At 42.5% G+C, this 19,217-nt stretch carries 18 protein-coding genes; 7 read left to right on the top strand and 11 right to left on the bottom strand.

From position 1 onward, the window contains the following. Positions 1-77: 77 nt before the first annotated feature. The 3 genes from recJ to xerD all read right to left on the bottom strand — a co-directional run bounded on the left by recJ (position 78) and on the right by xerD (position 3,553). On the bottom strand, positions 78-1,799 hold the full coding sequence (gene recJ, locus JIG41_RS02320) for a single-stranded-DNA-specific exonuclease RecJ (protein ID WP_036970559.1): 1,722 nt from the start codon (positions 1,797-1,799) through the stop codon (positions 78-80). Between the two features lie 72 nt (positions 1,800-1,871). After that, positions 1,872-2,606, bottom strand: a complete 735-nt coding sequence (dsbC, locus tag JIG41_RS02315; RefSeq protein ID WP_036970561.1) for a bifunctional protein-disulfide isomerase/oxidoreductase DsbC — start codon at positions 2,604-2,606, stop codon at positions 1,872-1,874. A gap of 59 nt (positions 2,607-2,665) precedes the next feature. Further along, on the bottom strand, positions 2,666-3,553 hold the full coding sequence (gene xerD, locus JIG41_RS02310; protein WP_371915641.1) for a site-specific tyrosine recombinase XerD: 888 nt from the start codon (positions 3,551-3,553) through the stop codon (positions 2,666-2,668). Positions 3,554-3,721: 168 nt separating this feature from the next. Here xerD and fldB point away from each other — a divergent pair, with 168 nt between their 5' ends. Beyond that, positions 3,722-4,243 carry a flavodoxin FldB gene (gene fldB, locus JIG41_RS02305; RefSeq protein ID WP_036970565.1) on the top strand — a complete coding sequence of 174 codons (522 nt, stop codon included), beginning with the start codon at positions 3,722-3,724 and terminating at the stop codon, positions 4,241-4,243. Positions 4,244-4,327: 84 nt separating this feature from the next. Here fldB and JIG41_RS02300 read toward each other — a convergent pair whose 3' ends face one another. Next, complete coding sequence (locus tag JIG41_RS02300) at positions 4,328-4,756, bottom strand: DUF2147 domain-containing protein (protein WP_036970567.1); 429 nt, start codon at positions 4,754-4,756, stop codon at positions 4,328-4,330. Positions 4,757-4,860: 104 nt separating this feature from the next. On the opposite strand from JIG41_RS02300, the gene JIG41_RS02295 reads away from it, so the two are divergent. Next, complete coding sequence (locus JIG41_RS02295; RefSeq protein ID WP_180311394.1) at positions 4,861-5,295, top strand: hypothetical protein; 435 nt, start codon at positions 4,861-4,863, stop codon at positions 5,293-5,295. Positions 5,296-5,568: 273 nt separating this feature from the next. Then, positions 5,569-6,249, top strand: a complete 681-nt coding sequence (locus JIG41_RS02290) for a hypothetical protein (RefSeq protein WP_199524204.1) — start codon at positions 5,569-5,571, stop codon at positions 6,247-6,249. A gap of 54 nt (positions 6,250-6,303) precedes the next feature. Here JIG41_RS02290 and JIG41_RS02285 read toward each other — a convergent pair whose 3' ends face one another. Further along, the gene (locus JIG41_RS02285; RefSeq protein WP_118844054.1) at positions 6,304-7,002 is read right to left on the bottom strand and encodes a tRNA1(Val) (adenine(37)-N6)-methyltransferase; all 699 of its coding nucleotides are present in this window, start codon (positions 7,000-7,002) and stop codon (positions 6,304-6,306) included. A 76-nt stretch (positions 7,003-7,078) separates the two neighbouring features. Here JIG41_RS02285 and srmB point away from each other — a divergent pair, with 76 nt between their 5' ends. Both srmB and JIG41_RS02275 read left to right on the top strand, forming a co-directional pair. Further along, positions 7,079-8,305: an ATP-dependent RNA helicase SrmB gene (gene srmB / locus JIG41_RS02280; protein ID WP_036970576.1), complete on the top strand. Its 1,227-nt coding sequence runs from the start codon at positions 7,079-7,081 to the stop codon at positions 8,303-8,305. Between the two features lie 217 nt (positions 8,306-8,522). Then, a complete protein-coding gene (locus JIG41_RS02275; protein WP_065978441.1) occupies positions 8,523-8,852 on the top strand; it encodes a BON domain-containing protein in 330 nt (109 codons plus the stop codon). A 45-nt stretch (positions 8,853-8,897) separates the two neighbouring features. Here the strand turns inward: JIG41_RS02275 and JIG41_RS02270 are convergent, their stop codons facing one another. Continuing rightward, positions 8,898-9,830: a hypothetical protein gene (locus JIG41_RS02270; protein ID WP_036970580.1), complete on the bottom strand. Its 933-nt coding sequence runs from the start codon at positions 9,828-9,830 to the stop codon at positions 8,898-8,900. 45 nt (positions 9,831-9,875) lie between these two features. Next, positions 9,876-11,261 (bottom strand): DNA repair protein RadA, encoded by a 1,386-nt coding sequence (radA, locus tag JIG41_RS02265; RefSeq protein ID WP_036970582.1) that lies wholly within the window; start codon positions 11,259-11,261, stop codon positions 9,876-9,878. A gap of 339 nt (positions 11,262-11,600) precedes the next feature. Between radA and JIG41_RS02260 the strand changes: the two genes are divergently transcribed. Beyond that, positions 11,601-14,081 (top strand): PilZ domain-containing protein, encoded by a 2,481-nt coding sequence (locus JIG41_RS02260; RefSeq protein WP_075593820.1) that lies wholly within the window; start codon positions 11,601-11,603, stop codon positions 14,079-14,081. On the opposite strand, the gene serB is transcribed toward JIG41_RS02260, so the two are convergent. Next, positions 14,064-15,083, bottom strand: coding sequence for a phosphoserine phosphatase SerB (serB, locus tag JIG41_RS02255; RefSeq protein WP_036970584.1), 1,020 nt, complete (start codon positions 15,081-15,083; stop codon positions 14,064-14,066). The genes JIG41_RS02260 and serB overlap by 18 nt on opposite strands. A 134-nt stretch (positions 15,084-15,217) precedes the next feature. On the opposite strand from serB, the gene JIG41_RS02250 reads away from it, so the two are divergent. Continuing rightward, entirely contained in the window at positions 15,218-15,838 is a 621-nt protein-coding gene (locus JIG41_RS02250) for an AhpA/YtjB family protein (protein ID WP_036970587.1), read from the top strand. Here the strand turns inward: JIG41_RS02250 and JIG41_RS02245 are convergent. From JIG41_RS02245 to argS, 3 genes are all read right to left on the bottom strand, one after another. Next, positions 15,805-16,578, bottom strand: coding sequence for a TatD family hydrolase (locus tag JIG41_RS02245; protein ID WP_199524203.1), 774 nt, complete (start codon positions 16,576-16,578; stop codon positions 15,805-15,807). The two genes, JIG41_RS02250 and JIG41_RS02245, sit on opposite strands and share 34 nt — an antisense overlap. Next, entirely contained in the window at positions 16,579-17,217 is a 639-nt protein-coding gene (pdxH, locus tag JIG41_RS02240; RefSeq protein ID WP_036970594.1) for a pyridoxamine 5'-phosphate oxidase, read from the bottom strand. A gap of 243 nt (positions 17,218-17,460) precedes the next feature. Next, the gene (gene argS, locus JIG41_RS02235; protein WP_036970597.1) at positions 17,461-19,203 is read right to left on the bottom strand and encodes an arginine--tRNA ligase; all 1,743 of its coding nucleotides are present in this window, start codon (positions 19,201-19,203) and stop codon (positions 17,461-17,463) included. Positions 19,204-19,217 lie beyond the last annotated feature (14 nt).

The following is a 19,217-nucleotide window of genomic DNA, read 5'->3' as shown; positions in this document are numbered from 1 at the left end:
ACAAATATTAAAAACGCCCGATTTTAACAAAAAACCGAGCGTTTTATTAGCCTTTTATGTCGATTATAGCGATATTTTTATGTCGCTTTTTGTAGCTCTCGAATAATCAGTTGTAACGAGAATTTGCCACGGAATTCATTTATATCGAGTTGGTAGGCAGCTTTAACATAGCGTGCTTCGGTATCGGGCCAGGCACGCACATCGACACCAAATGCAATACCATCAACCAAACGTCCAGATTGATGCTTTAACACGAGTTTTAAGTGCTTTTCACCTACAATACGTTGTTGAATAATCTCGAATAGGTGCTCGAATACCGGCTCGGGAAATTGCTGTCCCCATGGCCCTGCATTTTTTAACAGGTTGGCAAACTCCATCGAAAAACACTCATTTGGCAACTCGCCGTCGGTCAACAAAATACTTTGTTTATGCTCATCGGTCAGTGTGTCGGTGACCATACGCTCAAACACAGCTTTAAACTCGGGAAAACTCTGCTCATTAATGCTCAAGCCGGCTGCCATTGCATGCCCCCCAAACTTACTGATTAAGTGTGGGTGTAGAGTATTCACTCGTTCAAGTAAGTCACGCATATGCAGACCTTCAATTGAACGACATGAGCCTTTTATTTCACCGTTATCGCCCGCGGCAAAAATAATCGTAGGCCGGTGATATTTCTCTTTTAAACGCCCCGCTAATATACCAATTACCCCTTGATGCCAGTCAGCTTGATACAAGCAAATCGCATCGGGGATAGCGTCGGTTTTAAAGGCAAGGCGATCGAGCACGGCCTGCGCCTCAACCTGCATGCCCTGCTCTATTTCGCGGCGCTCATGATTAAGGCTGTCGAGTTCACTGGCAATACGGCGAGCTTGATTTATGTCGTTTGATAACAAGCACGCGATGCCTAAGCTCATGTCATCTAAACGCCCTGCAGCGTTTAAGCGAGGAGCCAATGAAAAGCCAAAGTCACTGGCACTTAAACGTGCCGCATTTCGATTAGCCACTTCAATTAAAGCGCTTATTCCCGGACGAGTTTTACCACTGCGAATACGTGCTAATCCTTGGTGAACCAACGTACGATTATTAGCATCAAGCGCAACGACATCAGCCACCGTACCAAGGGCGACAATATCAAGTAACTCAGCAAGGTTTGGCATTGGACTATGCTCAAAGGCCCCTTGTTCGCGTAAGTGGCTGCGCAGCGCAATTAATAAATAAAATGCCACGCCTACACCGGCAATCGATTTAGATGGGAACTGACAATCATGGCGGTTAGGGTTCACGATAGCATCTGCATTAGGCAGCGTATCCCCTTGTAAATGATGATCTGTAACCAGTACCTTAATACCGGCGCGCTTCACAATCGCAATGCCATCAATGCACGAAATACCATTATCCACTGTAATAACCAGCTCAGGCTTCATTTCAACAATTTGCGCCGCCAGTGCGGGGCTTAAGCCATAACCAAGGCTAAACCTATCAGGCACTAAATAGTCAAGGTTGTTAAACCCAAACATGGCCAAGCCTTGCATTAAAGTTGCCGTACTGGTTGCACCATCGGCGTCGAAGTCACCGACAATTAATACTCGCTGTTGTTCTGCGAGTGCCTGTTGCAGTAATAATACGGCTTTGTCTATGTCTTTAAATAATTTAAAGTCATGCAGGGTCGCTGCACTGTTATCTAATTCATTGGCATCTTTTACCTGACGCGAGGCATAAATTTGCTTAATAACGGGATGTAAGTGTTGAGGAAGGTATGAGTCATCGACACGGGGACGAACTTGGATTATTTTTTCCATGTTGGAAGTATTACTTTAGTTAGCTTAAAGCGAATAAAAGGCCTACCTAAGGCAGGCCTATTTATAAAAAGATTATGAAGATGTTTTTGGTAAGGCATCAAGCGCTTGGCTAATTTGTGCTGCTGATTGATAACCTGGGATCATCGTTCCATCTTCTAAAATAATTGCAGGTGTACCCGACATACCAAAGCTTTGGCCTAATTGATAATGCTCAGCAATAGGGGCACTGCATCCTTCTACCTTGGCAACCTCTGCACCGGCTTTGGCTTCAGTTAGAGCTTCTGCTGGGTCTTTTGCACACCACACATTCATTAAGTCTTCGTAACCTTTACCGCGTAAACCGCCGCGAGGGAAAGCAAGGTATTTTACGGTGATGCCCGCTTCTAAGAAATCGTCTAATTCGCGGTGTAATTTACGACAGTAACCGCATGTAATATCGGTGAATACAGTAATTGAATGTTTTTCATTTTTTGCTTTATAAACAATCATTGAATCTTCGTATTCAGCCACACCCGCCTTACGTACATCACTTAATGCGTGCTCAGTGAGATTGACACGATTTTGAAGATCAATCAGTGTACCTTGCATTAAAAATTGACCGTCAGGGCTTGCGTAAAGTACCCCCTTGTCAGTAATTAGCTCTTTAAGGCCAGCAACAGGGCTTGGGTTTACTTTTTTAACCGTAACACCTAACTCAGCAAATTTAGCAATAATTGGCGCATCTGCAGCGTCGGTGGTCGACACACCATTTGCAAACACACTTAAACTCGTACCAAGCAGTGCCGTGGCTAAAACTAACTTTTTCATAACTATCCTATATCCTGATCATTTATTATATAGACCGGTACATCTTTAAAAATCTTGCACTAAGCACGTGGATGATGTTGCTCGTGTACCGACTTCAATCTCTCATTCGCTACATGGGTATAAATCTGTGTTGTTGATAAGTCACTGTGACCTAACATCATTTGCACGACACGAAGATCAGCCCCATGATTCAGCAAATGCGTTGCAAACGCATGTCGAAGCGTATGCGGTGATAACGGCGATTCAACTGATGCCAAAATAGCATAGTGTTTGATACGATGCCAAAAAGTTTGTCGCGTCATGCCAATCCCTCTCTTAGATGGGAACACAAAGTCAGTCGCATGCTTGATCATCTGCGCACGGCCAACTTTTAAAAAGCGCTCTAGCCAATACATCGCTTCTTCACCAAGCGGCACTAAACGCTCTTTATTTCCCTTGCCTTTAACGAACACAACTGCTTGGCGCAAGTTAATTTGCTCCATCCTAAGCCCTACCAGCTCAGTGACGCGCAGACCCGTTGCGTATAAAAGCTCCAACATCGCTTTATCGCGCAGCCCCATAGGCTCTTCAATATTAGGTGCAGCGAGTAGTGCTTCAACCTCAGCCTCAGACAGAGTTTTGGGTAATGACTGCCCTGCTTTTGGCTGTGCAATATTCAGCATTGGCGAATCAGCAATGGCTTTTTCACGTACAAAGTATTGGTAAAAACGTTTAAGCGCACTGATGCTGCGCGCAGTGCTGCGTGATTTAAGCCCTAAATCAACTCGGTATGCCAAGTATGCTTCAATATCTTCACTGCTGACAGCCAGTAGATCTTTGTCTTTTAAAAACTGACAAAACTTATCAAGATCGCTGCGATATGCCATCAATGTGTTTTCACTGACCCCTTGCTCAAGGTACAAAATATCTAAAAACAGCTCTAAATGTTCGGCATTGTTTGACGTTATTGCTACTTTTTCAGCTGTGAAATTATTTTCAGCCACGCGTATTGTCATCCTTATCAAGGTATCAATTAAAAAAGCCTTACGGTAAAATAGTATCAAACTACAGGAAGATAGATACTAAAAGCAGCTTGAGTAACTATCATATCAAGCAAATAGACGGTGATAAATACGATGCAGATTGGTTTATTTTATGGTTCTACTACTTGCTATACAGAAATAGCGGCAGAGAAAATTCGCGATATTATCGGGCAAGATGTTGTCAGCTTACACAATATCAAAGATGAGCCATTAAAAAATGCAGAACAATTCGATTTCGTTATCTTCGGCATTTCAACGTGGGACTTTGGTGAGTTACAAGAAGATTGGGAATCAATTTGGGACGACATCAAAGAGGTGAATCTAAACGGTAAAACCGTGGCCCTTTTTGGCATGGGCGATCAGCAAGGTTATGGCCAGTGGTTTCAAGATGCTTTGGGTATGCTACACGACGAAATTTGCCATCAAGATATTACCTTCTTAGGTCTATGGCCTAACGATGAAAGCTATGAATTTGAAGCGTCAAAAGCTCTCACAAATGAGGGTAAACACTTTGTTGGATTGGCACTTGATGAAGACAGCCAATATGAACTCAGCGATGAACGTATTGCTAATTGGGTTGAGCAAGTGATGACTGAATACAGCGAGACCCTGTAATATTCACTCCCTAATTAAGTGAGTTGCTGTATAACCCATTTATTTATTAAAACGCCAAGCATTGCTTGGCGTTTTAATGTCAGGCTATTCAACACGCTGCCAGTATTGGTTGCGGTAGAAAAAGGCGATATAACCGCGTACTTCAAGCACCTTTCCCTGTTCTTTAGGGGTGAGCTTTAAGGTGTAGGTTTTGCCATTGTTGGGGTCAAGAATTTCACCGTCTTGCCAACTGCCATCGCCCGCTTCTTTCGCGCCATCGATAATGGCCATTCCCAAAATTGGCTTATTTTTTTTATCGCCTTTACATGCATCACATATTGCATCTTGTTTGGCTGGGTTAAGAATTTTTTCAACTTCACCAATAAGTACACCGTTTTGCTCACGAATGCGTACCAAAGATTTAGCTTCATTGGTTTCTTCGTCAATGGTTTTCCAAAGCCCGACAGGGCTCATTGCAGCGACGCTTAATTGAGAAAATAAAAGGGCTGATAAAGCGATTGTGAGTCGTAACATAAAATACTCGCATAAAATTTAAGGCCTTATTACTATATCAGGGCTTGGTAAAACACACCATTTTGCTATGCTCAGAAAAAGACAACACATTGCGAGGGAACACAATGAGTCAATATACGTTACTTACCGGAGATATTGTCAGCTTCGACAATAATCAAGTCACCCCAATTAAAGCAGATGGCGAGATTAAAACAAACCGCTTTGGTGAGTCATTATTTATTCCGCATAGCGCTAAAACCGCCGTAGAGCTTGGTAAACTCGACGATAATTTATTTAACTTAAACAAATTAATGCGCTCTGGGTATGCCGACCCCTGCCCTGCCACACGCGTGCTAATTGAAACCAAAGACCCTTTACCTGATATCGATGGCTTATTGATAAAACGCCGTTTTAGTATCATTGATTTTTGCAGTGCTGAAATAGAAAAACAGCACACAAAAGCAGTCTTAGACACCTTACTTGAGCTTGAGCATGTTCAACAAATTCAACTTGATGAAGTAATGCAGCTGCAACCCCCCGTGCAATTAAGTGTAAAATAGAGGTACAATCAACGCATCAATATGCCATACCAATTCGCTTAATTAAGTGCGCTATTTTGGGGCGATAAAACCTCGTTGAAAACAAGGCAAAGGTTTCGTTATTTAGTTGCTCTCGGTAACTGCTCCTAGATTGCTCCTGCATTGCTCTGCATCCATGCAGTCGTAAATCAGCAATCTTTAACACAGGTCGCAACCGGTTTAATCCCTCAAAATAATTAAGCATTTTTTGCGAATTGGAACCATACGGCAGCTTCATTAGTAAAAGGATAAACAATGAAAAATGCGCTATTTTTACTCTTTGCAACAACGCTGCTTATAGGGTGTGATGAGTTAGAAGTCGAGGAAAGTCATGATTTTGGCAACCAGATGTATGAGAACAAGTATACACTGATAAACACCACCGCCTTAGAGGTTGACTACTCCATGGCAAATACCGACCTGTTTGGTAACGCAAGAGAAGTCAGTGATGCGCAATATTATGTAGACACGCTCGCATCAGGTTCATTACCTGTTGATATAACACACCTTCACAATGAACGACGCCGTATTTCATTTTATGTAGAAGATCACAGTGAAGCGAGCAACTTCGCAGAGCAAATGTATCAAGTGGACAACGACCAGCCTTACCATTTTGTCGCCTGGCAAAGTGGAGAAAAGCTGCGTTTAACGCTCATAAAACAGACTCAAAGTAACAAAGAGGGCTTTTTTGCGGTCCGCTTTCTTGCCACCGAAAACATTCGCTTAAAAATAGAGAATCAAATAGTTAACCTATATCAAAATCAATTAAGTACGTGGTATCACACTGATGACTGCGCAGATGATATTAAAGTCTCTCGACTGAATGATGAAGGTAAGCGTGTTGATGAATCAGTTGCCATTTGTCATGCCTCATATGGACACTCTTATACATTATTAGTAAGCGAAGATGGCCTACAATCGAGCATCAGTGAATAGCAAATACGACCTTTTAGAGTAAAGTGATAACGGACTATTAATGGCTGGTATGCGTCACATTTTCAAATAAAAGTCCTTGCATAGCGCACTATATTCAGCACTGTACGCGCCACTGTTTGCATGAATCGTTAAATGTGTTGTCGTTAAAGGGGCTGCAACCTGACTAAATAACATTAAACTGCGACTGGGTGCTTTTTTCTCGGTTGTTTTAACTAAACACAGGTGGTTTAAATACCAGCCTTCTTGCTCTGCAATGGCAATAAATTGCTCGGCCTCAGGACAAGGCAGTATCACATTGAGCAGAGTATGTGCATGACTCAGCGCACTACACGCTTTGATTAATTCGCTAAAACTCAATCCATCGGTGTGGCGCGCTGTATTGCGTGCTGCATTATCGCCTTTAAGGCTGGCATTGAAATAAGGTGGATTAGTGATAATTGCATCAAAGGGGGTTGCTGCTTTAAAAGACTGCACAGCCCCTTGATAAAGCATAATGTCAGGCCAAGGGCTATTAGCAAAATTAGCGCGAGCATCAATACACGCGTTAACCTCTATTTCGATAGCGTTAACAACCGCCTTCGGCGCACGTTGTTTTGCCATTAAAGCAAGCAACCCGGTGCCTGTGCCAATATCAACAATTCGTGCAGCATCGCTTACATGTGCCCATGCCCCCAACAAAATCCCATCTGTTGAAACTTTCATTGCAGTGTGAGTTTGCCCTATCGAAAACTGTTTAAACACAAAACCTGACATTTTTTCACCTTTTCATTCACCAACAGCTGGATAGCGCGTATAATTAACGCCAATTGTCCTCTATTTATGTCACTCTATGCAATTTTCTGAATTTGATATCGATAACAAACTGTTAAATGCCATTAATAAAATGGGTTTTGATACGCCAACCAGCATTCAACAACAAGCGATCCCTGAAGCATTACAAGGGCGCGATATTTTGGCATCTGCACCCACAGGTACCGGTAAAACAGCCGCGTTTTTGATCCCAGCTATTCAATACTTGCTTGATTTCCCTCGTCGTGACCCTGGTTTTGCCCGCGTACTTATCATGACTCCTACTCGCGAGCTTGCTTATCAAATCCATGAGCATTGTGAACAGCTTGCTGAGCAAACACACCTTAAAATAGGTGTTGTGACGGGCGGCATTAACTATGGAACGCACAAAGAAATTTTTGAGAACAATAACGACATTCTTATCGCGACACCTGGGCGCTTAATGGAATACCTCGAAACCGAGAACTTCCATGCTGAAAATGTCGAAATGCTTATTTTAGACGAAGCCGACCGCATGCTCGATATGGGCTTTCGTAAAGAAATGCTGCGTATTTGTGATGAAGCCAGAAATCGTCGTCAATGTTTTCTATTTTCAGCCACACTTGAAGGTGACAGTGTTGAGCTTTTCGCTGAGCGTATTTTAAATGATCCTGCGCTACTAGAAGCAGAATCGTCGCGTAAAGAAAAAGCAAAGATCCACCAGTGGGTTCACTTAGCCGACGACTACAACCATAAGCTTAAAATGTTAGTCGATATCTTAAACGGCGATGATATCCATAAAGCGATAGTGTTCGTTAAGACCCGTGAACGCCTAGAATCATTAATTGGTGCGTTAAATAACGAAGGACTGCGCGTTGCTTGGTTACGTGGTGAAATGCCACAAGATAAACGCATGAAAGCAATGGAGAACTTCCATTCTGGCCGCAATAAAATATTGGTAGCAACCGATGTGGCTGCCCGTGGTATTGACGTGGCAGATATCAGCCATGTGATTAACTTTGATATGCCTCGCACCGCAGACATATACGTTCACCGTATTGGACGTACTGGTCGTGCAGGCAAAAAAGGAATCGCGATTTCATTTATCGAAGCGCATGACGTTGCCATTTTAGGCAAAGTTGAGCGTTACATCGAACAAAAACTAAAGCGTCGAGTAATCAAAGGGATAGAGCCGCAACACAAAGAAGCAAAAATCCCTTCTAAAAAGAAAAAAGATCCAGCAAAGATCAAAGCGAAGAAAAAGGCAAAACCAAAAAAGAAAAAGTAGTGCGTGCTTAATAAGCCTTGTTAATAAAAATGCCGAGCCTGTCTCGGCATTTTTATCGCTGTTATTTGCCGTGTCTTTTTTACTGAACTATGTGTAATTACTTCACATACAGTTTCTTCAAAAAAATAAAACCTATAAAAATCAACAAACTAAAATTGGAACAGAATTTGTAATTGTTCATACAGAGTTCAATCTGTCATTATTGCGAGGGAATTGTATGAGCCGTTTCAAATTATCTGTTGTCGTAACCTTATTTAGCTGTCTTTTTTTATTGGCTTGCGCCACACAAGTCAGTGCCAACACCCATGTTTTAACAACCAGTACTTCGGCGCAACCGCGATTACAGCAAGTGGCTTTAAAGAAACTAACGAATAACCGCAATTTTAAAATTGAAAACTTACAGGTTATTGTAAGTGGCGATACGATTGAATTATTAGGTTCAACGGAAACGGGGTTTCAACGTGCGCTGGCACAAAAGTTCTTAGAACACAGTCAGGGTGTAAGGCATGTAAAAAATAACCTTAAAGTGAGTAAACTAGAGAGTTGAACACTTTAAGGTTATTGCAGCTAACGCACGGCTGCGGTCAGCGGGTTATTCACCACTGGCTTTTAAATTAATAAATTTCGCAAGCTCTTCAGGCTGACCAACCAGCATCATGATTTGCTGGTTGATTTGCATCATCGACTTGCCTTCAGGTAGGCGTGCCGATAAAGACAATTTTGATAAACCACTGGCAAAGTTTTTAATCGCAGTGTCTAACTCCGCACTTACAGGAGCTTGTTGTAATTGCATTGCCACAACTTGCTCAAGGTCATCAAGTGTCATGCCTTGCGCTTTTAAGAAGCTTTCGACAACAGTTTTAAGTTCACCGTCGTCGTTGATTTCAAGCTCGATACTGCGCGGCTCTAATTGGCTCATTGCCGCCATCATTTTTGATTGTTGCTGTAGTTGTTGCTCTAAAGTGAGCTCAGCCCCATTCGCAGCATTTTGTGCTTGGCTGATTGATAAAGATGCTTCCATCAACGCCGTTGAATTTGCTAAACCAAGATTAAAACGTACATCAGCCACTTCGTTTGCCTTCACGTTAAGCGCAAACTTGCTATCACCTGACTCTTTGTTGTAATCAAGCGATGAATTCACGTTGTAACTCGTTGCGGCAAGCTTATTATTCGCACTGTCTGGAAGTTGCGATAAAAACTCATCACTAAAGCGGAAATTTGTCATCACGAAGCCCGTGTGGGGTGGGATCGCATCAACTTCGTAACCCGTCACTTCAATATTGTCGATAGTGGCAATGGTTTCATCGCCTTCAATGCTTTGCACATTTATACCAGACAACTGCATGCTGCTACTGAACACGCTTGCTGAAATATCGCTGTAAGTGATATCTACACCACTTTGGCTTGATAAAGCGCTTAGTTGCTTATCAACAACCTTTTTCACTTCCTGTGTTGCTGTATAGTTTGCGTAAACGACGCCACCTACAGCTGCAGCAACAACGGCTGCAATTACTAACTTTTTCATTTTATTTCCTTTGATTGGTGTTTTTTATAGTCTATCAAATTACAACTAGTTTATTAAAGACAGTAACTCATGCACTGTTTTAACAGGTGTAATTTTTGCGCCCAATCCTTCCATTGATTTATGGTAGTTACGATATGGAATAAAAATTTCAGTGAAACCATGCTGAGCGGCTTCTTTTACTCGCGGCACCCCACTGTCGATGGGCCTAACGTCACCATTTAAGCTTAATTCGCCCATAATACAGGTGGTTCTTGGCACAACAAATTCATTCAAACTACTCAACAATGCCGTAACTAATGCTAAGTCGATACAGGTTTCAGACTCATCAATTTTTAGGCCACCGACAATATTAAAAAACGTGTCATGAAAGATTTTAGTCTTGGTGTGTTTACGCAAAATCCCTGTGAGCATTTTGATACGATTCATATTTAAGCCAACACACACTCGTTGCGGAAACTCAGCCTCGGTTTCTGTGGTTAAGCACTGAATCTCTAACAATAAATTACGATTACCTTTACGAATACATGTAATAGCCGATCCCGGCGATTCGGTGCTTGACCCCGATAAAAATATTTCGCTTGGGTTGTCAACACTGAGCATACCGCGCTCACACATTCTAAAAATACCGACGGTATCAATATCGCCAAAACGGTTTTTATTGGCACGTAAGGTACGAATTTGCCCATCGTTGGTATCAATATGCAGCAGCGCATCAACAATATGCACTAAGGTTTGCGGGCCTGCGATTTCGTTGTTTTTATTTACGTGAGCAATAATGAACATGGTGACGTCATTTTGCTTACAATATTGAGTGAGTGCTTGTGCTGCACTTTTAACTTGTGAAGGAGAGCCTGGGCTGCCATTAGCGGCTTCTGTCACAACCGCTTGAATTGAATCGATCACCGCAAACTTAATCTTGTTCTTATCAAGCTCTTCAATAATTGCTTCAACGCTGGTTTCTGACAGTAAATAAAGCTCATCAGGGTTATAATCTAAACGCAGTCGGTTTACACGGTTTTTAAACTGCGATAATGACTCTTCTGCCGTACAATAAAGTGACGGCATCACTTTCGACATGCGAGCAATTAAATCTGACAATAATGTCGTTTTTCCAGCCCCTGGATCGCCCGAAATAATATTTACGGAACCGGTGGTCACACCGCCACTTAATACACGGTCTAACTCACCAATGTCGGTTAAGCGTTTTTCTGCTTCGGCGGTTTCGACTTCATTAATTTTTTTTGAGCCGCCGCCAACACCGCCTGCGTAGCCTGCAACCACGGCACGGCTTGCCGCTTGTTTTGACTGTCCGGCTGAGGGCTTAAATTCTGCTAGCGTGTTCCATGCACCGCACTTACACTGTCCTTGCCAGCGCTGATAGTTCATGCCGCACTCTGTGCAGACAAATTCGATTTTTGCTGATTTTGCCATTCGGCCTTACCTATTTAGGTCGCTAATTTGTGACTAACTTGTTATTAAAAACTGACACTTATCACAATTAATGTATAGTAAGTTTATAATCACAAAAAGATAACTCGTTGTAACTAAAACCTCTTACTCCAGCTCTTTATTCAACACACTGTTAAATAAAGAACCGCTTTAGGGCATAGTTTTTGCTTACAAATAAAACTTAACAGTGCTTGCCATTTATTTGGCAAATACTTATAACAATAATTAATAAAATAAAAAAGTGACTACTGTTTGTGTTTTTACTGCGTAATTGCCGACTAGTATACCTACTTTTTTTAATAGACGTTGATGGTTTTATAAATGGCTGAAGACATTCTGCTTAAATATGAAAGCCTAGTTGAAGAGCTAAAGGCGTATTTAGGCACCCCAAAATTCGACAAACTGTTTAAATCAAAAACAGCGGGCTTAACTAAGCCTGAGCAGTTCTTGATCAAAATGGAGATGTCGCGTTTATCTCAGCCTGTTGCACGGTTTATTGATTTACGTGGGCAAGTAACGGGTCAAGTAAAACCATACGAATACGAAGGTAAACAGCACTTTATGGACGATACTGCCATCGAAGTGTTTGAACAGGCTATTAAACGCCATGGCGGTTACACCCTTGCTGTCTATGAAGCGGTGATGAACACTGAAAACAACCATCGTGTCATGCAAAAGAAAGCGGCCGAACAAGCTCTTACTGAAGACGATAACGACAGTCAGTTATCAGCCAAAGTGATAAAATTTGCCTCCTACGAAAGCCGTCGTGAAGAGCGGATGAATTACTCTATCAAAATCACTGTTGAGTTTGATAAAGACAGCAAAGTAGCCGCAACAACATCTGATATCTCACTCAGTGGTGCAAAGATAAAGCTCGCGCCACGCTATAAGTTAAAAAAAGGTCAACTTATAGGCCTGCGCCTAGTCGGCCTTGAACAAGATTTTGAGTTAGGTTTAAAAAACGGAATTCAGTACGAAGTCGTCGCGATTGAAAAAGTATCACGCGAATACAATCATGTTCGCCTAAAACGCACCTTTATTGAAAACAACGAAAAGTTTGATGAGTTTTTAGAAAGCTTTATCCACGGCAATAAGCGTCGTTATAAAGTTAACCTAGACAATACGCTCGATGCGGTTGTGTCAAAAGGCTATGAACAATACTACATTCCGCGTGTGACCTCTCTTTATACCTTTTTAAGCTTACAAGGTGACAAGCTATACCCAAGCCTTGCCTTAACAACTGAAAATAATATTTTTATTCAGCGTTATTTTTGTGACGAGCGCAAGCTGTCTTGCTTATACAGTATTATTAACCAACAACGTATAGGCCACTTATTAAGCTCACCAGAGGCAGTAAAAGAAGAGTACCTCTATACTTTCACGCATGTTGTTGCTGGTAAAGTGTATTACTACTCTGCCACGCGTAGTGAGCTTGAAAGCCAGCCTCAGCTTAAAAATTTATTTTTAGGGTTTGGTAGTCAAAAAGACAGCTGGCAATGTTTTAAGTTGCAATTGATGCCAAGTCACCCTGAAGATTCGTATATTCCGTTGTCACTGCCCAGTAGTGCAGGGAAAGACATTGAAAAGTTGAACAAACCGCCCTCACCTCGCGTGCAAGGGTTGATCAAAGACGTTAAATATTTACTGATCTTAACGGCCATTGGTACGCCCTATGAGCAGCACTCTTATAAACAATTAACATTTGATAAAAACGCGATTAATCAACTAAAACAATTTGGCCATAGCAAACATAAAACACCGCCACACCTAGAGCCCGTAGCCCTTGAATATGTAAATTTAAGAGCGCACAAGCGCTATTTGTACAAGACAGCTATCGCCATAAATCATCACGAGCAGATTATCACAGGCCATACCCGCGACTTGTCAGTTATGGGATTACAAATCGAGTGTGATAAACCTGTTGAGTTTAAAAAAGGCGACATAATTAATATTAGCTTGCCTGATTTACAAAAAATTACCAAAAAACATGATTTATCGAGCCTTGCTTACGAAGTCATGGCGATTAGTAAGTCACTCACCACGGTTAATCTAAAAGTTCACCGTATTACAGACTTACCACATATGGCGATTAAGTTCTTTACGGTACTGATTGAAAACAATAAAGATAAGTTAAGGGTGTGCGAAGAGTCGCCTAAAATACCGGGTCTTTCAACGGCACTCAGAAATATGGTAACCAAAAGTGTTTGCCAATTTCCGTTCTATTTACACAAAGAAGCAGCGCATTTTAAAGCCGGTGCAATTGGTCAGGGTTTATATCCGAGCCCATTACATGTATTACTGCAAAACTTTGCGCTCTTAAACGAAAACACCAGTATTGAAGGGATTTTATCAACGCAGCAAATCACCGAAGTCATTACACCACTCATAAAAGATCGTAGCCGCCAAGACCCGCCGCTTGCTTTTACCTTATTTATTCGTTTTGACCCTCGCCAACCTTCAATCAGCGACGCGATTACGAGTCGGTGCATTAGTGAAGATGACTACAAACCCCAGACTTTGTTTGTAAAAAAAGCGCTGAGAAATGACCTCATGTTTGTGTTTCGTTTATATGTATCACGTACAGGGCGCCCTGATATTGATTATTTATCAAACGAACTCAAATATATAAGTCAGTATGCCTTACATAAAGCGAAAGATCTTGAAGAAGCGCTGTGGGCCGTGGCAGGTGTGGGTGATTTAATTGATATTAGTGATGAAGCGCTTACGCATTTTGATATTGATGAAACACTCAAAATCGAAATGAATAAGCGCAAGAAAACGTGGTTAAAGCGTGTAATCTAATGGAATTGTGAGCAAGTAACTGACTTGAAGTAACGAGCCTTCATTAATGGCTGTTTGTGCTTGCTCAACAACTTTCGGTTTTCCATGAACAGCCACGCCAAGCCCTGCTGCAGCCATCATTTTTAAGTCATTAGCCCCATCACCCATGGCAACAGTTTGACGGGTATTAAGCGCCAGTTTTTCTGCGATTCGCTTAAGCACTCGCGCTTTTTCTTCTGCATCAACAATCGTGCCTATGACCTTACCCGTTAGCCGGTTATCTTTAAACTCAAGTGTATTAGCATGTACTTCATCTAAACCAATAAGCGATTGTACTTGCTCAGCAAATGGCACAAAACCACCCGAGGCAATGGCAAGATGCCAGTCATACTTTTTAAGGTATTGGCAGAGCTCATTCACACCAGGCATCAAGGGTAAACGCGATTTTAAATCATCGATTAAATCAACATCAATGCCTTCAAGCTTTGCAACACGCTGTTTTAAGCTTTGTGCAAAATCAAGCTGCCCAGCCATGGCTTGCGCAGTGACAGCAGCCACTTCATCATACACATCGGCTAAACGTGCAATTTCATCAATACATTCTATCGTAATCGCTGTTGAATCCATGTCCATGAGTAATAAACCAGGCTCATTCACAGTGGGTGGATTCGTTAACTGCACCAATTGCAAGCCATGCTGATTAGCAAAGGCGGTTAATACGGATGGACTGAGTGGTGATGTTGAGTCGCTATGAACACACCACGCTGAGGGCATAGATTCAATAGGCTGATAACAACACACGGTTAAATTTGTGAAGCCGTGCGAGCTTAAAAATGCTGTCAGAGCAAGTAAATGGTCAGCACTGAGTTCACCGCCAAACGCCACGCTCAGTACGCCTTGATGTGCTTTGGGTAAAATATCTGTCGCAATTAGGTGTTTATTTTCAATTTTATACCAGCAATTTAGTGTTATTTGACCTGTTAAATTTGCTGTAGGTGTAGCAGCTAAGCTAAGCTGTGACATAGTGGCTCCACGTTAGACTTATGTCTGTTGTTGTGCGTGTATTTGCTACTCGCAATCAATGAACTAATAAGGTTATTATACTGGTTTAGTTGTACCATCAATTGTAAAAGCTGTCAGCAGCGTATACGGTGACTATGAAAAATAACCAACTTAAAACTCCATTTTCGGCTACTTATCGCCAACGCATCGTGCGATTAAGCCTAGCTGCGGCCTGTTTTGTGTTGCTTAGTTGGGTTGCCGTTAATAGTAGCTTTCAAAGCCATCAACTACTTTATGACAGTGCAAACAGTACCGCGACAAGCCTAACAAAATTTATGGCGCTTAATGCGCAGACCCCGCTCGAAGAAAAAAATAAGCCCGCATTAAATGCACTGTGTAATAACATAGCAGAAGACGAGTATGTTTTAGCAGCCATCGTTTATGACCAACAAGGGATCCAAATTGCCGCCAGTGATAACTGGCAAAGCCACCACACATTTGGACTTTTACCAGACTCGACTCCGGGAATAAGTAAACTCAAAACCCCCTTTGTCGAGCCTGTAATAAGCGATGATGAGCGTCCGATAGGCTTTGTAACCATCACTTATTTAACACAAGCGTCAATTGCAACCAGCCACAGCAGTTTTCATGATTTAGGCAGACAGGTCTTACTCATGTTGGTTATTACCTGTATTTTTACATGGCAACTAGGCCGAGGATTAAAGCGCTGGCAGGTAAATCGTTATATCAAAAAAAGTGCTGAGCAAGAGTCATAAAGCGCATCAGCTAACGATTGCTTTTCAGTACCCGAGACACCTTTTAGCTCACATAGGTGAGTAAACACCTCTCGTATTTTTAGTGGCGTATTGATTTGCCCTTGAAAGCCTGCAAGTGGCATTGAGGGCGCATCGGTCTCAAGTACTAAATGCTGGGGGGCAATATTACTTATCACTTGGCGTGTTTTTTCAGCTCGAGGGTAACTTATCACCCCACCCACCCCGAGTTTAAAACCTTGCTTAATATAGCTGTTTGCTTGTTGCTGCGACCCGGAAAATGCATGAATTACCCCGCCATATTTAGGCTTACATCGCTTGAATGAACGCGCAATGAGATCATGGCTTTGTCGGTGGTGAACTATCAGCGGGAGTGCCAATTGGTTAGCAAGCTCAATCTGCCCTTCAAATAACGCAATTTGTTTATCAAGATTATCAATACTCCGATCAAGCCCGCATTCACCAATCGCAACAAGTTCATTCGCATGGGTTTTAGCAAGCTGCTCTAGCTCGCTTAGATGATGGGGTTGATGCTGTGATAAAAAATAAGGGTGTAAGCCTAGTGCAATTGATACGCTTGGATACGATTTTGAAAAGCAAAGCAATTGGGTCGATTGTGCCAAGCTAATACCCGGCACAACAAAGTGTGCGATCCCTGCGTTTTGACACGCGTCGATAAGCGCGTCGCGATTCTCATCAAACTCGCTAAAGTCGAGGTGACAATGGGAATCAATAAAACGCATTTATGGATTTAAACGACCGAATTGCCAACTGCCGTCAGCGTTGCGCTGATACATAAAGCGGTCATGCAAACGGTGTGCACCGCCTTGCCAAAATTCAACTTTAGTCGGCTCTACACAGTACCCTCCCCAAAAATCAGGGAGAGGAATTTCACCATTAGAAAACTTCTGCTTCATTTTAGCAAAGGTTTCCATTAGCACTTTACGAGACGAGACAGGGCGACTTTGCGCAGACGCCCAAGCTGCAAGCTGGCTTTCCTTAGGACGCGATAAAAAGTACTTTGCCACTGCTGTGGTTGGTAATGGTTTTGCTTCGCCATACACAATTACTTGACGCTCCATATGGTGCCAAGGAAAGTGTAAGGAAATTTTGTTGTTCCCTTTAAGCTCTTGCGCTTTGCGTGAGCCCGTATTGGTAAAAAACACGAAGCCGTTTTCATCAAGGTGCTTTAGCAAAACAATGCGCTGCGAAGGCTGACCATGCTCATCAACCGTTGCCACCACCATTGCCGTCGGATCTGGCAAGTTAGTTGCCACTGCCTGCTCAAGCCATTTTTCAAACTGCTTGATAGGCGATGCATCAAGCATGTCTTCAGATAAACCATCCTGTAAATATTCACGGCGAATATCTTCAAGTTTCATTTAAAAATTCCTTCTATCACAGTAAGCTATCAGCTAAAAATTAAGCAACATTTATATCTTGTCAATTTTTGTTGGTGTCGCTGCGCTCTACCCAACCTACGAAGGCGGTAACATACGTTATCTGCAAGTGTAGGAGTGCTAGCAAGGCAATGAGCTTATTTATACCTAGGAGCATACGTTTTTGTATGTGACTTAGGCTAAATAAACTCATTAACGCAGCTAAAGCGAACTACACGAAGCAGATTACATTTGCTCCATAACTTCGATACCTAACAAATCCAACCCTTTTTCAAGCGTCTTCGCAACCAAATTACACAGTACTAAACGGCTATCACGTACACTTGGTTCTACACCGTCTTTAAGTACTGGGCACGCTTCGTAGAACGTCATGTATAGGCTTGCAAGTTCGTATAGGTATCCACATAGTACGTGTGGTGTTGCTTCGCTGATCATCAGGTCGAGTACTTCTTCTAATTGGAGAAGTTTTAGCGCAAGTGCTTTTTCTTGCGGCTCGTTGATAGCAACGTCTGCTGTTAATGAAGCGGCATCAATACCTGACTTGCGGAAAATACTGCGAACACGCGTATACGCATATTGAAGATAAGGTGCAGTTGCGCCTTCGAAACTCAACATCGTATCCCAATTGAAGATATAGTCGCTGGTGCGGTGCTTTGAAAGATCCGCATATTTTACTGCGCCAATCCCTACTTTACGGGCAATTTCACTACGCTCTTCGTCGCTTAGATCAGACTCACGCTCTGCAAGCTTTGCTGCTGCACGCGTGATTGACTCTTCAAGTAAGTCAGCTAGTTTAACGGTGCCACCCGTACGTGTTTTGAATGGCTTGCCATCTTCACCCATCATGGTGCCGAATGGGCAAAACTCGTAACTAGTTTCATCACGTAACAAACCAGCTTTACGTGCAGTTAGCTCAACTTGGTTAAAGTGTAAGCTTTGACGCGCATCAACAAAAATTAAGATACGGTCAGCACCAAGTTTGTTTGAGCGGTAATCACACGCTGCTAAGTCAGTTGTCGCGTATAAGAAACCGCCGCCTGATTTTTGCACGATAAACACTGAAGGCTCACCGTCTTTATTAGCAAGCTCGTCTAGGAACACAACTTGTGCGCCATTAGACTCAACAGCAATGTGCTTGTCTTTTAATAAAGCGATGATATTAGCAAGCTCACTGTTGTAAGCACTTTCAGCCATGATATCGTCTTGTTTAAGCGTAACATTTAAACGCTTATACACTTCTTCAGAGTGCTTCACTGACGTGGCAATGAATAGCTTCCACAGCTTTTCACAGTGCGCATCGCCACCTTGTAATTTAACCACGTAGTCACGGGCTTTATCGGCAAAGCCTTCTTCATCATCAAACCGTTTTTTCGCATCGCGGTAGAAGGTTTCTAAATCTGCCAGAGCCACTTTGTCTAAGTCGACACCTTGGCTAATTTGGTCTTCTAAGTGCGCAATCAACATACCAAACTGCGTACCCCAGTCTCCCATGTGGTTTTGACGAATAACATCATCACCACGGAACTCAAGCGCACGAACAACGGCATCGCCAATGATCGTAGAACGTAAATGGCCAACGTGCATTTCTTTCGCAAGGTTGGGTGATGAGTAATCAACCACAACTTTTTGTGCGGTTGCATGCGGTGAAACCGCGAGCTTTTCATCTTCATTCGCTGCTTTTAAGCTTGTTGATAAAAATTCAGGCTTTAAGTGAATGTTGATGAAACCTGGGCCTGCAATTTCTGTTTTTTCTGCGATATCAGCAAGGTCTAGGTTATCGATAATTTTTTGTGCCAGTTCGCGTGGGTTTGATTTTAGCTTTTTAGCCGCTCCCATCGCGCCATTGATTTGGTAATCACCAAACTGCGGGCGTGTACTTTGTGTTACCGCGGGGTTCGTGTCTTCGGGTAGTCCTGCTGCAACCATGGCTGCAACGGCTTTTTCAATTAAAAGAGTACGGATGTTCATTGTAATTTTTACCT

The sequence above is a fragment of the Pseudoalteromonas sp. bablab_jr011 genome (genome assembly GCF_016464045.1).
GTDB classification, from domain to species: Bacteria; Pseudomonadota; Gammaproteobacteria; order Enterobacterales; family Alteromonadaceae; genus Pseudoalteromonas; species Pseudoalteromonas lipolytica.
The sequence above is the reverse complement of the archived record's forward strand: the minus strand, read 5'-3'. Positions and strand labels throughout refer to the sequence as shown.

What these genes read in the sequence shown, in the direction of transcription:
- recJ (WP_036970559.1), bottom strand. Translation starts at nt 1,799, where the DNA reads ATGGAAAAAATAATCCAAGTTCGTCCCCGTGTCGATGACTCATACCTT.
- dsbC (WP_036970561.1), bottom strand. Translation starts at nt 2,606, where the DNA reads ATGAAAAAGTTAGTTTTAGCCACGGCACTGCTTGGTACGAGTTTAAGT.
- fldB (WP_036970565.1), top strand. Translation starts at nt 3,722, where the DNA reads ATGCAGATTGGTTTATTTTATGGTTCTACTACTTGCTATACAGAAATA.
- JIG41_RS02300 (WP_036970567.1), bottom strand. Translation starts at nt 4,756, where the DNA reads ATGTTACGACTCACAATCGCTTTATCAGCCCTTTTATTTTCTCAATTA.
- JIG41_RS02295 (WP_180311394.1), top strand. Translation starts at nt 4,861, where the DNA reads ATGAGTCAATATACGTTACTTACCGGAGATATTGTCAGCTTCGACAAT.
- JIG41_RS02290 (WP_199524204.1), top strand. Translation starts at nt 5,569, where the DNA reads ATGAAAAATGCGCTATTTTTACTCTTTGCAACAACGCTGCTTATAGGG.
- JIG41_RS02285 (WP_118844054.1), bottom strand. Translation starts at nt 7,002, where the DNA reads ATGTCAGGTTTTGTGTTTAAACAGTTTTCGATAGGGCAAACTCACACT.
- srmB (WP_036970576.1), top strand. Translation starts at nt 7,079, where the DNA reads ATGCAATTTTCTGAATTTGATATCGATAACAAACTGTTAAATGCCATT.
- JIG41_RS02275 (WP_065978441.1), top strand. Translation starts at nt 8,523, where the DNA reads ATGAGCCGTTTCAAATTATCTGTTGTCGTAACCTTATTTAGCTGTCTT.
- JIG41_RS02270 (WP_036970580.1), bottom strand. Translation starts at nt 9,830, where the DNA reads ATGAAAAAGTTAGTAATTGCAGCCGTTGTTGCTGCAGCTGTAGGTGGC.
- radA (WP_036970582.1), bottom strand. Translation starts at nt 11,261, where the DNA reads ATGGCAAAATCAGCAAAAATCGAATTTGTCTGCACAGAGTGCGGCATG.
- JIG41_RS02260 (WP_075593820.1), top strand. Translation starts at nt 11,601, where the DNA reads ATGGCTGAAGACATTCTGCTTAAATATGAAAGCCTAGTTGAAGAGCTA.
- serB (WP_036970584.1), bottom strand. Translation starts at nt 15,083, where the DNA reads ATGTCACAGCTTAGCTTAGCTGCTACACCTACAGCAAATTTAACAGGT.
- JIG41_RS02250 (WP_036970587.1), top strand. Translation starts at nt 15,218, where the DNA reads ATGAAAAATAACCAACTTAAAACTCCATTTTCGGCTACTTATCGCCAA.
- JIG41_RS02245 (WP_199524203.1), bottom strand. Translation starts at nt 16,578, where the DNA reads ATGCGTTTTATTGATTCCCATTGTCACCTCGACTTTAGCGAGTTTGAT.
- pdxH (WP_036970594.1), bottom strand. Translation starts at nt 17,217, where the DNA reads ATGAAACTTGAAGATATTCGCCGTGAATATTTACAGGATGGTTTATCT.
- argS (WP_036970597.1), bottom strand. Translation starts at nt 19,203, where the DNA reads ATGAACATCCGTACTCTTTTAATTGAAAAAGCCGTTGCAGCCATGGTT.